The following is a 13,145-nucleotide window of genomic DNA, read 5'->3' as shown; positions in this document are numbered from 1 at the left end:
CCCGCGCCGCTCAGGCCGGCTCGCGCAACTGGCTCGCGATCTGCTGCTCCGTGAGCTGGGGCGCGAACATTTCAATGAGCTTGTAGGCGTACTGGCGCAGGAAGGCGCCCTTGCGCAGGCCCACGCGCGTCGTGCTGGCCTCGAACAGATGTTGCGTGTCGAGCGCGACGAGCTCGCTGTCGCGCTTCGGGTCGTAGGCCATCGCGGCCACCACGCCCACGCCCATGCCCAGCTCGACGTAGGTCTTGATCACGTCCGCGTCGATGGCGGTCAGCACTACGTCCGGCACGGTGCCCGCCTTCGCGAACGCCTGGTCGATATGCGAGCGGCCCGTGAAATCCTGATCGTAGGTGATGATCGGATACTCGGCGATCTCCTCGAGCGTGAGGTTCTCGCGGCCCACGAGCGGGTGCGTCTTCGGCACGACCACCACGTGATGCCACGAATAGCACGGGAACGTCACGATATCGGGGAAACGGTCGAGCGCTTCGGTCGAGATGCCGATATCGGCCTCGCCGTTGATGATCATCTGCGCGATCTGCTGCGGATTGCCCTGGCGCAGCGCGAGATGCACCTTCGGAAACACTTCGCGGAACTGGTGCACGACCTTGGGCAGCGCATAGCGCGCCTGCGTGTGCGTCGTGGCCACGACGAGGTGGCCGCTGTCCTGATCGGCGAACTGGCGCGCCACGCGGCGCAGGTTCTCGGCGTCGAGCAGCATGCGCTCGATCAGCTGATGCACGGCCTTGCCCGGCTCCGTGAGGCCCGTGAGGCGCTTGCCGCGGCGAATGAAGATGTCGACGCCGAGCTCGTCCTCCAGATCCTTGATCTGCTTCGACACGCCCGACTGCGACGTATAGAGCACGTTGGCCACTTCGGTCAGGTTCATGTTCTGCCGCACGGCTTCGCGCACGAAACGCAACTGCTGAAAATTCATGTTCTTCTCTCCGGAACTGCCGACCGATTATTCGTTATTTGTTGATCGCTCATTGGGCCAATCAGGCGGGAAACACGCGCAGCCCGCGCGGCACCGCCGTCACGCCGTCGCCGACCGAAAGGCTCAGCGCGCGCCACGTCTCGCGGTCGAGCTGCGCCTCGAGCGCACCGCCCGTGCGGCTTTCGAGCTCCACGCGCACGGCGCCGGCCAGTGTCACCACGCGGCGCACGTCCACGACGATACCGTCGCGATGCGCGTCGGCCTCGCGGTGCAGCACGAGATCGTGCGGCCGCACGTAGGCGAGCGCGGGGCCTTCGAAGCCGGCCTGCACCGCAATCGGCTGCGCCGCGCCGTCGGCCACGAAGCCGTGCACATCGACGCGGCCGCGCAAACGGTTCGCCGCGCCCAGGAACTCGTAGACGAACGCCGACTGGGGATGATCGTACACGTCTTGCGGGCTGCCCACCTGCTCCACATGCCCATGATTCATCACGACGATGCGATCCGCCACTTCGAGCGCCTCCTCCTGGTCGTGCGTGACGAAGATTGTCGAGATGTGCAGGTCGTCGTGCAGGCGCCGCAGCCAGCTGCGCAACTCCTTGCGCACCTTGGCGTCGAGCGCGCCGAACGGCTCGTCGAGCAGCAGCACTTTCGGCTCCACCGCCAGCGCGCGCGCGAGCGCAATACGCTGGCGCTGGCCGCCAGACAGCTCGGACGGATAGCGCTGCGCGAGCCAGTCGAGCTGCACGAGCTTGAGCAGCTCGTGCACTTTTTCGCGGATCTGCGCTTCCGAGGGACGCTCGTTGCGCGGCTTCACGCGCAACCCGAACGCCACGTTCTCGAACACGGTCATATGGCGGAACAGCGCGTAATGCTGGAACACGAAGCCCACCTGGCGCTCGCGCGCCCCCACCGTGCCCACGTCCTGCCCCTGAAGCACAACCTGGCCCTCATCGGCGTATTCGAGACCCGCGATCACACGCAGCAGCGTGGTCTTGCCACAACCGGAAGGCCCGAGCAAGGCGACCAGCTCGCCAGCCGGAAAATCGAGCGAAACATTGTCGAGCGCCGTGAAGTCGCCGAAGCGCTTTTGCAGATTGCGAACGATGATGCCCATCTTTACAGCTCTCCCTGTTGAAGCGGTTGGCGCAGGACGCCTGCGTGCTGTGCTTGTTGTCCGTTGGCGGTGGCCGGCGTGCCCAGCGGTCCCGCGAAGGCCGGCACGTCACCCGATTCGCGCAATTCGGCGGACAGGTGGCGCTCGGCCAGCAGCTTGAGACCCAGCGTCACGAGCGCGAGCAACGCGAGCAGCGAGGCCACGGCGAACGCCGCCGCGAAGTTGTATTCGTTGTAGAGGATCTCGACGTGCAGCGGCATGGTGTCGGTCTGGCCGCGAATGTGGCCCGACACCACCGAGACCGCGCCAAATTCGCCCATCGCGCGCGCGTTGCAGAGAATCACGCCGTACAGCAGGCCCCAGCGGATATTCGGCAGCGTCACGCGCCGGAACATCTGCCAGCCCGAGGCGCCGAGCACGTGCGCGGCTTCTTCCTCATCGTTGCCCTGGGCCTGCATCAGCGGAATCAGCTCGCGCGCGACGAACGGGAACGTCACGAAGATCGTCGCGAGCACGATGCCCGGCACCGCGAAGATGATCTGCACGTCGTGGTCCGCGAGCCAGGGGCCGAGCCAGCCCTGCGCGCCGAACAGCAGCACGTAGATGAGCCCCGAAATCACGGGCGAAACCGAAAACGGCAGGTCGATCAAGGTCGTGAGCAGCGCCTTGCCGCGGAACTCGAACTTGGCGATCGCCCACGACGCGGCGAGGCCAAACGCGAGATTGAGCGGCACGGCAATCGCGGCGGTGATCAGCGTGAGCTTGATCGCGGCGAGCGCGTCGGGGTCGGCGAGCGATTCGAAATAGAAGCCGATGCCCTTGCTCAAGGCCTGCCAGAACACCGCGACGAGCGGCACCACGAGAAACAGTGCGAGAAACGCGAGCGCGACGCCGGTGAGGAGCCAGCGCACCCACAGCGCTTCGGTGACGGGGTCCGGACGGCCCGCGTTCGGTCGGCGTGCGCCCTTTTGACGGACTGCAGTGCTCATTGCACACCTCCAGCGGTGGCTGCCACGTTCGCCGTGTTCGGCGCGCCTGCCGACGACGCCCCGCGGCTCGTGCGCCGCTGCAGATACCACTGCAGCGTGTTGATCAGCAGCAGCATGACGAACGACACGCACAGCATCACCACGGCGAGCGCCGTGGCGCCCGCGTAATCGTATTGCTCGAGCTTCGTGATGATGAGCAGCGATGTGATTTCCGATTTCATCGGCACATTGCCGGCGATGAAGATGACCGAACCGTACTCGCCCAACGCGCGCGCGAACGCGAGCGCAAAGCCCGTGAGCAGCGCGGGCAGCGCGGCCGGCAGCACCACGCGGCGAAACGTCAGCCAGCGCGACGCGCCCAGGCACGCGGCGGCTTCCTCCTGCTCGCGCTCGAACTCCTCGAGCACGGGCTGCACCGTGCGCACGACAAACGGCAAGCCGATGAACGTGAGCGCCACGAGCACGCCGAGCGGCGTGAACGCGATCTTGATGCCGAGCGGCTGCAGATACTGACCGATCCAGCCGTTGCCCGCATACACGGCGGCGAGCGAGATGCCGGCCACGGAAGTCGGCAGTGCGAACGGCAGATCGACGAGTGCGTCGATCACGCGCTTGAAGGGAAACGTATAGCGCACCAGCACCCACGCGAGCAAGAATCCGAACACCGCGTTGATGAGCGCGCCGCCGAGCGCGGAGAAAAACGTCAGGCGGTAAGAGGCGATCACGCGCGGCGACGCCACGGCGCGCACGAACTGCGCCCAGTCGAGCGTCGCGGTCTTGAGGAACGTGGCCGCGAGCGGAATGAGCACCACGAGGCTCAGATACGCCACCGTGATGCCGAGCGTCACGCCGAATCCCGGCAGCGCACCTGGCCTCTGTAATCGAAACGTCGTCATGCTCTATCTCTTCACATGGGTTGCGCGGAGCGCCCTCGTTGCGTGCCGCACATGGGTCGTCCTGCGTCGAAAAGCGCGCCTCGTCGGGCGCGCCTTGTTGTTGTGTGTTCCGTTGCTTACCGCAGCCGCTTGTTCCAGCCGCGTGTTGAAGCCGATTACTGCGGTTGATAAATCGAATCGAACACGCCGCCATCCGCGAAATGCGTCTTCTGGGCGTTGGTCCAGCCGCCGAAGGTGTCGTCGACCGTATAGAGCTTCAGCTTCGGAAACTTCGCCGTGAGCGCCGCGGGCACCTTGTCCGAGCGCGGACGATAGAAGTTCTTCGCGGCAATCTCCTGGCCCTCTTCGCTATAGAGGAACTGCAGGTACGCCTGCGCCACCTTGCGCGTGCCGCGCTTGTCCACGACCTTGTCGACCACCGCAACCGGCGGCTCCGCCAGGATGCTCGCCGAAGGCACCACGATCTCGAACTTCTCCGGCCCGAACTCCTTGAGCGAGAGGAATGCCTCGTTTTCCCAGGCGATCAGCACGTCGCCGATGTCACGCTGCACAAAGCTCGTGGTCGCGCCGCGCGCGCCCGAGTCGAGCACGCCCGCGTTCTTGTAGAGCTTCGTGACGAATTCCTTCGCCTTTTGCTCGTTGCCGCCCGGCTGATGCAGCGCATAGGACCACGCCGCGAGGTAGTTCCAGCGCGCGCCGCCCGAGGTCTTCGGATTGGGCGTGACGATCGACACGCCGGGCTTCACGAGGTCGTCCCAGTCCTTGATGTGCTTCGGATTGCCCTTGCGCACGAGAAACACGATGGTCGAGGTGTACGGCGAGGCGTTGTCGGGCAGGCGCTTTTGCCAGTCCTTCTCGATCAGCCCTTTGTTGGCAAGCGCGTCGATGTCCCAGGCGAGCGCGAGCGTCACGACGTCGGCCTGCAGCCCGTCGAGCACCGAGCGCGCCTGCGCGCCCGAGCCGCCGTGCGACTGCTTGATGGTGAGCGTCTCGCCCGTCTTCGCCTTCCACTCCTTGCTGAAGGCCGCATTGATGTCCTGATACAGCTCGCGCGTCGGATCGTAGGAGACGTTGAGCAGCGCCGTGTCCGCATGCGCGGCCGGCGCCAGCGCGGCCATGCCCAGCAGCGGCGCCACGCCGATCACCAGTTTCGCCGCCAGCGTCCTGACCCATGCGCGCCCCGTAGTGCCTTGTTTCATCTGTTTTTTCTCCGTGTCGTCGTGCGTTTTCGTTTGTCGTGCAGCAATCGATGGAGGCCAGTCTAGCGATTGGCTTACATTATTAAAAATGATGTTTTCTCATTCTTTAATACGTAAAAGTGGTAAGGACGGAGGAATCGGGCGCTCGAGCGTGTTTTCGTCTGTGATTTCGTCGGGTTGAGCGCAGGAAAGCGCCGCTGCGGGGCCATCCCGATCACAAACCTCAAGTAACACTTGAAAAGCGGCGAGTACTGTATAAAAATACAGTTACCTGTTCAAACATACAGTGGCGCCATGACCAAACTCACCGCACGACAGCAGCAGGTTTTCGATCTGATCCGCCGCGCGATCGAGCGCACGGGCTTTCCGCCCACGCGCGCTGAAATCGCCGCCGAACTGGGCTTCAGCTCGGCCAACTCGGCGGAGGAACACCTGCGGGCGCTGGCGCGCAAGGGCGTGATCGAGCTGGCTGCGGGCGCTTCGCGCGGCATTCGCCTGCTGCCCGGCCCCGACGACCTGCCGCACCAGTTCACGCTGCCGCACGCGAGCATCATGCAGCTCTCGCTGCCGCTCGTTGGCCGCGTCGCGGCGGGCAGCCCGATCCTCGCGCAAGAACACATCTCGCAGAACTACACCTGCGACCCGGCGCTCTTCTCGAGCCGGCCCGACTACCTGCTGAAGGTGCGCGGCCTGTCCATGCGCGACGCGGGCATCCTCGACGGCGACCTGCTCGCCGTGCAGAAAAAGAGCGAAGCGAAAGACGGCCAGATCATCGTTGCGCGCCTCGGCGACGACGTGACCGTGAAGCGCCTGAAGCGGCAGCCCAACGGCATCGAGCTGATTGCCGAGAACCCCGACTACGAGAACATCTTCGTCGCGGTCGGCAGCGCGGACTTCGCGCTCGAAGGCATTGCCGTCGGTCTGATCCGCCCCACCGAATTCTGATAATTCCGCCTGGAGAGAGTCATGGAACGCCTTGCCCGCCTGTTGCCCTTCCGTCAATTCGGCCGTCTGCGTCATCTGCGCGGGATTGCCTCGTGCGCAATGCGTGAGGCGCGCGCCTCCGCGGCCGCGCTGGGCCGCCAGGTCAATGGTTCGCTGTTCGACGACATCGAGCGCGAAGAGGAAGCCCCCGCGCTGCCTTCGGCGCAGCCGGCGTTCGCACGCGTCTCGCTCAACAGCACGCTGAATGCGGAACAGCCGGGCCGCCGCGCGCCGGTGCGCGTCTATCACGGCCAGTCGCGGCTCATCATGGTGGGCACGATGGAAGCGGTGTGCCGCGCCATCGACCTCTGCATCGCGGAACAGCAAGCCGACCTGCCCTCCGCACTGGCGAAGTAAGCACACCGCAGTCGCCCCGCAGTGACCCCGGAGTGACCCCGTAGTCGCTCGGTAATCGATACGCCAGGGATCGTTTTTGATTGCGCGCGGTCAACACCCTGTTTGCCTATTTCAGGGTTGCCCTACTCAATGACCGACATCCAAACGAATTCCCGCAAATCGGCGAGCTGGAAGAAACCGGTCGCAATCGCCGTCGCGGCGGTTGCGATCGTGGCCGCTGCAGGCTACGGCTATGCGTCGCCGTACATCGCCCTGAATCACCTCAAGGCAGCCGCCGACGCACGCGACGCGGCCGCTCTGGACGAATACGTCGATTACCCGGCGCTACGCGTGAGCCTGAAGCAACAGATCGGCGAGATGCTGCAACGGCGCATCGAGGCCGCGCACGCCAGCAACCCGCTACAGCTCTTTGGCGCGGTTATCGGCAGCGTGCTGATTGGCCCGCTCGTGGACGCGTATGTCACACCCGACGGCGTCGCCGCGCTGCTCAGCGGCATGCCGCCGACTGGCAAGCCAGGCGAGCGGCCTGCGCCTGCGCAACCGTCCGAGGCGCCGCCATCGTCGCAAGCGGGCGCGGCCACGCCGGGTGGGGCCGCACCGGGCGAATCCACGCCGCCCGCTCCCGGCAATTCGGGCACACAGCCACAACAGCAGCAAAACCAGCCCCGGGCGGAAACCTCAGCGGGGTATCGCGGGCTGAACACGTTTGCCGTCACGTGGCAGCGCAACGCCAAAAGCGAGCGCTATGCCGCCATCCTGCAGCGTCATGGACTGTTTTCGTGGAAGCTCACGGCTGTGGAGTTGAACTGGCCGGATGGCGACAGCGGCGCAAACGCGTCGAATTGATGAAGTGCGCGGGAAACGGGAGGACTGCGGCGAGCCATCCTGACAGTTGGCCGCCGCTTTGGGATCATTGTGTGGACGCCTCAAAAGCGTCCACACAATGCGTAGAGAGCAGCCGCGGTTAGGCCGCCGCCTGCTGCTGTTTTTCCTCAGCCGCCGAAGAGCAGGCTACGAGTATGCTGCACGTCACGCGGTCGAGCAGCGGCGTATTGCCTGCGCCCATCCACCAGCGCGACAGCCCGGTGCGGCAGCGGTGCCCCACCACCACGAGATCGACGTGCAACTCGTTGGCGAGATTCGCAATCTCGTCGATCGGATGCCCGAACGCGAAGTGGCCCTGCGCGCGCACGCCGCGCTCGGTCAGCCAATCCACGCCTTCCTGCAAGATCTCGCGCGCCGTTTCTTCGAAGCGCCCGCACGCCACATCCGTGAGCAAGCCCGCGCTTTGAGCGATCGTCGAGCGCATGTCGACCACCGACAGCAAATGCGTCTCCGCATGCAGGTCCAATGCCAGATCCGCTCCGCAACGCAACGCCTTGCGGCCTTCGCGCGAGCCGTCATAGCAAAGCAGAATTTTCTTGTAGCTCGCCATCATCATCTCTCCCTACCCGGCTGGAAACGCGGGTCACAATCGCATGATGGTGCGCCGCAATTCGACATGCAAGGGCTGGAAAACGCCAGGTATGCTTGCACGCGCATGGTGCACGGGTACTGGGTTTGCGCGAAAACAATACTTGTCGCGACAGACATGGACGGGGCATTGGTGCACTGCACGCGTCGCGGATGCGCGCGTGGTACCGCCAACCCCATGCCCGGCAATGCACTAGAATAGGCCGCCTTACAACGTGCACCACGCACGCGCTTACATGAACAGCCGCTCAAACATGCCCGCCATCGAATTCGAGCAGGTGATCAAGCACTATGGAGACAGGGCGGTCGTGAACGGCCTGTCGTTCGACGTCGTTCCCGGCGAATGCTTCGGGCTGCTTGGCCCCAACGGCGCGGGCAAGACCACCACGTTGCGCATGCTGCTCGGCATCGTCTCGCCCGACGCCGGACGCATCAGCCTGTGCGGCGAACCCGTGCCCGCACGCGCGCGTCATGCACGCGCCCGCGTGGGCGTGGTGCCTCAGTTCGACAATCTCGACCCCGACTTCACCGTGCGCGAGAACCTGCTCGTGTTCGGCCGCTACTTCGGGCTGTCCGCGCGCGAGACGCGCGCGCTCGTGGCGCCGCTGCTCGAATTCGCGCGCCTCGAAAGCAAGGCCGACGCGCGCGTCGGCGAGCTCTCGGGCGGCATGCGCCGGCGTCTGACGCTGGCGCGCGCGCTCGTCAACGACCCCGATGTGCTGGTGATGGACGAACCCACCACGGGGCTCGACCCGCAGGCGCGCCATCTGATCTGGGAGCGGCTGCGCTCGCTGCTCGCGCGCGGCAAGACGATCCTCCTCACGACGCATTTCATGGAGGAGGCCGAACGACTTTGCAATCGCGTCTGCGTGATCGAGGAAGGCCGCAAGATTGCCGAGGGCGCACCGAAGGCGCTGATCGAATCGGAAATCGGCTGCGACGTGATCGAGGTCTATGGCCCGGACCCGGTGGCGCTGCGCGACGAGCTCGCGCCGCACGCCAAGCGTACCGAGATCAGCGGCGAGACGCTCTTCTGCTATGTCGACGAAGCCGCGCCCGTGCATGCGTTGTTGCGCCATCGCGCGGATTTGCGCTATCTGCACCGGCCCGCCAATCTCGAAGACGTCTTCTTGCGGCTCACGGGCCGCGAGATGCAGGACTAACCATGCGGCAACCCTGAACCTGCGCCAGGACCGACCCCGACCGCATCCAAGAACAGCCACCATGCAGACACGCACTCAATCGCCGCCGCCCACTCGCCCCGCCGCATCGCCCCTGCGCGAGCCGCGGGCGGCGATGCCGTCGAACGCAACGCACTGGATCGCCGTGTGGCGGCGCAATTACCTCGTCTGGCGCAAGCTTGCGATCGCATCGATGTTCGGCAATCTCGCCGATCCGATGATCTATCTGTTCGGTCTCGGCTTCGGGCTCGGGCTGATGGTCGGCCACGTCGATGGCGTCTCGTATATCGCGTTTCTGGCGGCGGGCACGGTGTCGTCGTCGGTGATGATGTCGGCGAGCTTCGAGTCGATGTACTCGGGTTTCTCGCGCATGCACGTGCAGCGCACGTGGGAAGCGATCATGCACACGCCGCTCTCGCTCGGCGACGTGGTGCTCGGTGAAGTCGTGTGGGCCGCCAGCAAGTCGGTGCTCTCGGGCGCGGCCATCATGATCGTGGCGGGGCTGCTCGGCTACGCGAGCTTTCCGTCGATGCTGCTCGCGCTGCCCGTGATCGCACTCGCGGGCCTCGCGTTCGCGAGTTGCGCGATGATCGTCACCGCGCTCGCGCCGTCCTACGACTTCTTCATGTTCTATCAGACGCTCGTGCTCACGCCGATGCTGCTGCTCTCCGGCGTGTTCTTTCCGATCGCGCAATTGCCCGCGGCGGCGCAGCACGTCACGCTGATGCTGCCGCTCGCGCATGCCGTCGAGCTGATCCGCCCGGCCATGCTCGGGCGTCCGATCGAGCACGCGGGACTGCATCTCGCCGTGCTCGTGCTCTACGTGCTGGTGCCTTTCGGCGTCGCCTCGATCCTGTTCCGGCGGCGCATGATGCGCTAAAGCGCCTGGGAGCATGCCGATCGCGCGACGCCAGGCGCACCTGAACATCTGCATGCCAGGCGCGCCTGAGATCCGCGCACCCTTCCCGCGCCTCGGGCGGGCCTCATGCGCGGTTCGAGAGCTGCTCAGTCCTCGTCGTCGCCCCACGGAATGTCGACGTCCGAAATGAACGCGACGGTGGCGAACGGTCCACCCTCCTGGCGGCCGATCTTGCCGTCGGCGCGGTGCCATTCGACGCGGAACAGCGTGCCCTGGGACTGGGCGAGCAGGCGGATCGTGCGGATCTCCTCCGGGTCCGAGTCCTCAACGGGGCCGTCGAGCGAGATCAGCAACTGCTGCGGCCAGAGACCGTCTGCGGGATCGTAGATGCGGTCGCCGTCGGGAATCGACGTGTGCGCCTCGACGCCGATGGTCGCCGACGCCTCGACGATCATCTTGCCGAGCGCGCGCAAGACTGCCGTTGCGCGAGCGGAGTTGGCCTGGCGGATGGCGAGATCGCCGCGCGTCAGGGCCTGTTCGAGTTTCGGATTCGTTTTTTGCTTTGCCATGGCGGTTCCTGGGCCGGAGCCCTTTTCTGTGCGGACGGCCAGCCTGCGAGCCGACCTTCCGCCGTTAATGCATAAGCCTTATCTTAGGGCGCGTTCACGCTGACGACAGGCGCTAGAACCCCAGCGCGACCGTCGCGAGCCCCGCCACGACGCCGAACGCCACGACCACCGCGCCCACCAGCGCCAGCGTACGCATGCGGAACGAGCCCGCCAGCATCGCGAACGACGGCACGCTCACGGGCGGCAGCGTCAACAGCAGCGCGCCGGCCGGCCCCACGCCCATGCCGAGCGCGAGCATCGCCTGAATGATAGGCACCTCGCCGGCGGTTGGGATCACGAACAGCATGCCGGCCACCGCGAAAGCGACGATCCAGCCGAGACTGCTCGTGACCTCGGGCCCGATGTGGGGAAACAGCCACGCGCGCGCCGCGCCCAGCAGCAGCACGAGCACGATGTATTCCGGCACGAGGCGCACCGCCATGCGCACGAACAGCCGCAGCCAGCGCGCGAATACGTTGTCCGCTTCAGCCTGCTCCTGCGCGAACATCGCGAGCCGCACGTCGGCGGCAAGCGCCTCCTCGTGCGTCACCAGCCGGTTCGCGAGCCAGCCGAGGCCGAACACCATCAGGAGACCCAGCACGAGGCGCAGCGCGCTCCACTGCCAGCCCAGCACGAAGCCCATGAACACGAGCGTCGCGGGATTGAGGACCGAGTTGCCGAGCCAGAAGGCGATCGCCCCGCCCGGCGACGCATTGCGCGCGCGCAGCCCCGCCACCACGGGTGCCGCACAGCACGTGCACATCATGCCGGGCACCGCGAGCAGGCCGCCCGCCGCCACGCTGCCGAAACCGTGGCGTCCGAGCACGCGCGCAATCCACTGCGCCGGCAACAGCGCCTGCACACCCGAGCCGAGCAGCAGGCCCAGCACCATCGCCTGCCAGATCGCCTTGCCGTAGGCAAAGGCATAGTCGAGCGCCGCGCTCAGGGAAGGCTCGGGCGCGCTCGCCGCACCGCCCATCAGGATGGATTTGCCGATCGAGTGCGTTGCCTCGGCCGTAAATGCGCGGTGGTAATACGGGAACCACTTCACATAGAACAGACCGGCAACGGCCAGCAGAATAAAAAGGGGCCAGCCCCAGGAGGGTGGCGACTGGGATGGTTGCGCGTCGCGTGCGCTCGTCATTGTTGTGATACTCCGCTAAGGGGCTCGGGTCGGATAATTGGGGTCGAGCGGGTCAAGCAAGGCGCGCGGCCGGTGGACCGGACGGCGCGCGCCGCATGATGCCAGCATGCGCAACGCTTGATCAAGCCAAATTCACGGCGCGGGATTGGGCTGCGCTTCGTGCAGCGCGTCGATCCGCGCGATCACTTCGGGCGAAAGCCGGACATCGACGCTGCCGATATTCTCCTTCAACTGCGCCAGAGAGGTCGCGCCGATCAGGTTGCTCGTCACGAACGGCCGGCTGTTGACGAACGCGAGCGCAAATTGCGCAGGCGTTAGCCCCAGCTCCCTCGCGAGCGCCACATAGCGCGACGTGGCCGCCACCGCCTGCGGCTTGCTATAGCGCTGAAAGCGCTCGAACAGCGTGATGCGCGCGCCCTCGGGCCGCGCGCCGCCCTCGTACTTGCCCGACAGCCAGCCGAACGCGAGCGGCGAGTACGCCAGCAGGCCAATGCCGTCGTGATGCGTGAACTCGGAGAGCCCGCTTTCGAAGGTGCGATTGAGGAGGCTATACGGATTCTGGATGCTGACGATGCGCGGCAGGCCGAGCTTTTCGGCAGCGCGCAGGAATTGCGCGACGCCCCAGGGCGTCTCGTTCGACACGCCGATATGGCGCACCTTGCCCGCCTTCACGAAATCGGCCAGCACGGCGAGCGTCTCCTCGATCGGCACCGTATAGGCATCGTCGACCCACGGATAAGCATTGCGGCCGAAGGTCATCGTGCTGCGATCGGGCCAGTGCAACTGATAGAGATCGACGTAATCGGTCTGCAGGCGCTCGAGGCTGCCTTCGAGCGCCTCGGTCAGGTTCTTGCGGTCGAACTGATTGCCCTCGCCGCGGATATGACGCGGATTGTGCGGCTGACGCGCCGGCCCCGTCATCTTGGTCGCGAGCACGATGCGACCGCGCGCGGCGCGATGCTGCGCGAGCCACGTGCCGATGAAGCGTTCAGTCTGCCCTTGCGTTTCGGGGCGCGGCGGCACCGGATACATTTCCGCGGCATCGATGAGCGTCACGCCGTGATCGAGCGCGTAATCGATCTGCTCGTGCGCTTCGCGCTCGGTGTTCTGCTCGCCCCAAGTCATCGTGCCGAGGCCGATCAGGCTCACCTTGACGTCCGTGTCGCCGAGAGTGCGGTATTCCATCGAAGCGTTTTCCATCGTCGGGTTGGAGGGAACGGCGAAACTATCACGCCCGCCGATTTTTTTCAGGCGCCGGAAAATCTGGCCGGCGCGCGCGAGCGCCCCGCATGGGCTCGACAACGCGTGGTGGCAGCACAGCTACCGCACGGTTGCCGGGACGGCACGCAAAAAGGCCGGACGCGGCTCAGCCGGCCCGGCCCTGCGATCGACATGCTGCGC

At 65.8% G+C, this 13,145-nt stretch carries 14 protein-coding genes; 5 read left to right on the top strand and 9 right to left on the bottom strand.

The annotated features are described in order from the left end of the window. Positions 1 to 10 precede the first annotated feature (10 nt). The 5 genes from E1956_RS09745 to E1956_RS09725 all read right to left on the bottom strand — a co-directional run bounded on the left by E1956_RS09745 (position 11) and on the right by E1956_RS09725 (position 5,138). On the bottom strand, positions 11 to 937 hold the full coding sequence (locus E1956_RS09745; RefSeq protein WP_028216777.1) for a CysB family HTH-type transcriptional regulator: 927 nt from the start codon (positions 935 to 937) through the stop codon (positions 11 to 13). Between the two features lie 61 nt (positions 938 to 998). Continuing rightward, positions 999 to 2,054, bottom strand: a complete 1,056-nt coding sequence (locus E1956_RS09740; RefSeq protein WP_134748407.1) for a sulfate/molybdate ABC transporter ATP-binding protein — start codon at positions 2,052 to 2,054, stop codon at positions 999 to 1,001. A gap of 2 nt (positions 2,055 to 2,056) precedes the next feature. Next, a complete protein-coding gene (cysW, locus tag E1956_RS09735; RefSeq protein ID WP_134748405.1) occupies positions 2,057 to 3,043 on the bottom strand; it encodes a sulfate ABC transporter permease subunit CysW in 987 nt (328 codons plus the stop codon). Further along, the gene (gene cysT / locus E1956_RS09730) at positions 3,040 to 3,939 is read right to left on the bottom strand and encodes a sulfate ABC transporter permease subunit CysT (RefSeq protein WP_134748403.1); all 900 of its coding nucleotides are present in this window, start codon (positions 3,937 to 3,939) and stop codon (positions 3,040 to 3,042) included. Before cysT ends, cysW begins: the two co-directional genes overlap by 4 nt. A gap of 155 nt (positions 3,940 to 4,094) precedes the next feature. Continuing rightward, positions 4,095 to 5,138 carry a sulfate ABC transporter substrate-binding protein gene (locus E1956_RS09725; protein WP_134748401.1) on the bottom strand — a complete coding sequence of 348 codons (1,044 nt, stop codon included), beginning with the start codon at positions 5,136 to 5,138 and terminating at the stop codon, positions 4,095 to 4,097. 294 nt (positions 5,139 to 5,432) lie between these two features. Here E1956_RS09725 and lexA point away from each other — a divergent pair, with 294 nt between their 5' ends. The 3 genes from lexA to E1956_RS09710 all read left to right on the top strand — a co-directional run bounded on the left by lexA (position 5,433) and on the right by E1956_RS09710 (position 7,325). Continuing rightward, positions 5,433 to 6,083, top strand: a complete 651-nt coding sequence (lexA, locus tag E1956_RS09720) for a transcriptional repressor LexA (protein ID WP_028216772.1) — start codon at positions 5,433 to 5,435, stop codon at positions 6,081 to 6,083. 21 nt (positions 6,084 to 6,104) lie between these two features. Then, on the top strand, positions 6,105 to 6,479 hold the full coding sequence (locus E1956_RS09715; protein ID WP_134748399.1) for a hypothetical protein: 375 nt from the start codon (positions 6,105 to 6,107) through the stop codon (positions 6,477 to 6,479). Positions 6,480 to 6,608: 129 nt separating this feature from the next. Then, positions 6,609 to 7,325 (top strand): DUF2939 domain-containing protein, encoded by a 717-nt coding sequence (locus E1956_RS09710; RefSeq protein ID WP_134748397.1) that lies wholly within the window; start codon positions 6,609 to 6,611, stop codon positions 7,323 to 7,325. 118 nt (positions 7,326 to 7,443) lie between these two features. On the opposite strand, the gene E1956_RS09705 is transcribed toward E1956_RS09710, so the two are convergent. Then, complete coding sequence (locus tag E1956_RS09705) at positions 7,444 to 7,914, bottom strand: universal stress protein (RefSeq protein WP_028216770.1); 471 nt, start codon at positions 7,912 to 7,914, stop codon at positions 7,444 to 7,446. A 274-nt stretch (positions 7,915 to 8,188) separates the two neighbouring features. Between E1956_RS09705 and nodI the strand changes: the two genes are divergently transcribed. After that, entirely contained in the window at positions 8,189 to 9,115 is a 927-nt protein-coding gene (gene nodI / locus E1956_RS09700) for a nodulation factor ABC transporter ATP-binding protein NodI (protein ID WP_256377747.1), read from the top strand. Between the two features lie 61 nt (positions 9,116 to 9,176). Then, positions 9,177 to 10,013, top strand: coding sequence for an ABC transporter permease (locus E1956_RS09695; protein ID WP_028216768.1), 837 nt, complete (start codon positions 9,177 to 9,179; stop codon positions 10,011 to 10,013). Between the two features lie 125 nt (positions 10,014 to 10,138). Here the strand turns inward: E1956_RS09695 and E1956_RS09690 are convergent, their stop codons facing one another. From E1956_RS09690 to E1956_RS09680, 3 genes are all read right to left on the bottom strand, one after another. After that, positions 10,139 to 10,561 (bottom strand): hypothetical protein, encoded by a 423-nt coding sequence (locus tag E1956_RS09690; RefSeq protein ID WP_028216767.1) that lies wholly within the window; start codon positions 10,559 to 10,561, stop codon positions 10,139 to 10,141. Between the two features lie 112 nt (positions 10,562 to 10,673). After that, entirely contained in the window at positions 10,674 to 11,744 is a 1,071-nt protein-coding gene (locus tag E1956_RS09685) for a permease (RefSeq protein WP_134748395.1), read from the bottom strand. Positions 11,745 to 11,876: 132 nt separating this feature from the next. Continuing rightward, positions 11,877 to 12,929: an NADP(H)-dependent aldo-keto reductase gene (locus E1956_RS09680; protein WP_134748393.1), complete on the bottom strand. Its 1,053-nt coding sequence runs from the start codon at positions 12,927 to 12,929 to the stop codon at positions 11,877 to 11,879. Positions 12,930 to 13,145: the final 216 nt, after the last annotated feature.

Origin of the sequence: Paraburkholderia pallida (assembly GCF_004524855.1) — a bacterium.
In the GTDB taxonomy this organism is placed as follows: Bacteria; Pseudomonadota; Gammaproteobacteria; order Burkholderiales; family Burkholderiaceae; genus Paraburkholderia; species Paraburkholderia oxyphila.
Note: the sequence above shows the minus strand (reverse complement) of the source record. Positions and strands in the feature narration are given on the sequence as shown.

What these genes read in the sequence shown, in the direction of transcription:
- cysW (WP_134748405.1), bottom strand. Translation starts at nt 3,043, where the DNA reads ATGAGCACTGCAGTCCGTCAAAAGGGCGCACGCCGACCGAACGCGGGC.
- E1956_RS09710 (WP_134748397.1), top strand. Translation starts at nt 6,609, where the DNA reads ATGACCGACATCCAAACGAATTCCCGCAAATCGGCGAGCTGGAAGAAA.
- E1956_RS09705 (WP_028216770.1), bottom strand. Translation starts at nt 7,914, where the DNA reads ATGGCGAGCTACAAGAAAATTCTGCTTTGCTATGACGGCTCGCGCGAA.
- nodI (WP_256377747.1), top strand. Translation starts at nt 8,189, where the DNA reads ATGAACAGCCGCTCAAACATGCCCGCCATCGAATTCGAGCAGGTGATC.
- lexA (WP_028216772.1), top strand. Translation starts at nt 5,433, where the DNA reads ATGACCAAACTCACCGCACGACAGCAGCAGGTTTTCGATCTGATCCGC.
- E1956_RS09695 (WP_028216768.1), top strand. Translation starts at nt 9,177, where the DNA reads ATGCAGACACGCACTCAATCGCCGCCGCCCACTCGCCCCGCCGCATCG.
- E1956_RS09690 (WP_028216767.1), bottom strand. Translation starts at nt 10,561, where the DNA reads ATGGCAAAGCAAAAAACGAATCCGAAACTCGAACAGGCCCTGACGCGC.
- E1956_RS09715 (WP_134748399.1), top strand. Translation starts at nt 6,105, where the DNA reads ATGGAACGCCTTGCCCGCCTGTTGCCCTTCCGTCAATTCGGCCGTCTG.
- E1956_RS09745 (WP_028216777.1), bottom strand. Translation starts at nt 937, where the DNA reads ATGAATTTTCAGCAGTTGCGTTTCGTGCGCGAAGCCGTGCGGCAGAAC.
- E1956_RS09725 (WP_134748401.1), bottom strand. Translation starts at nt 5,138, where the DNA reads ATGAAACAAGGCACTACGGGGCGCGCATGGGTCAGGACGCTGGCGGCG.
- cysT (WP_134748403.1), bottom strand. Translation starts at nt 3,939, where the DNA reads ATGACGACGTTTCGATTACAGAGGCCAGGTGCGCTGCCGGGATTCGGC.
- E1956_RS09680 (WP_134748393.1), bottom strand. Translation starts at nt 12,929, where the DNA reads ATGGAATACCGCACTCTCGGCGACACGGACGTCAAGGTGAGCCTGATC.
- E1956_RS09685 (WP_134748395.1), bottom strand. Translation starts at nt 11,744, where the DNA reads ATGACGAGCGCACGCGACGCGCAACCATCCCAGTCGCCACCCTCCTGG.
- E1956_RS09740 (WP_134748407.1), bottom strand. Translation starts at nt 2,054, where the DNA reads ATGGGCATCATCGTTCGCAATCTGCAAAAGCGCTTCGGCGACTTCACG.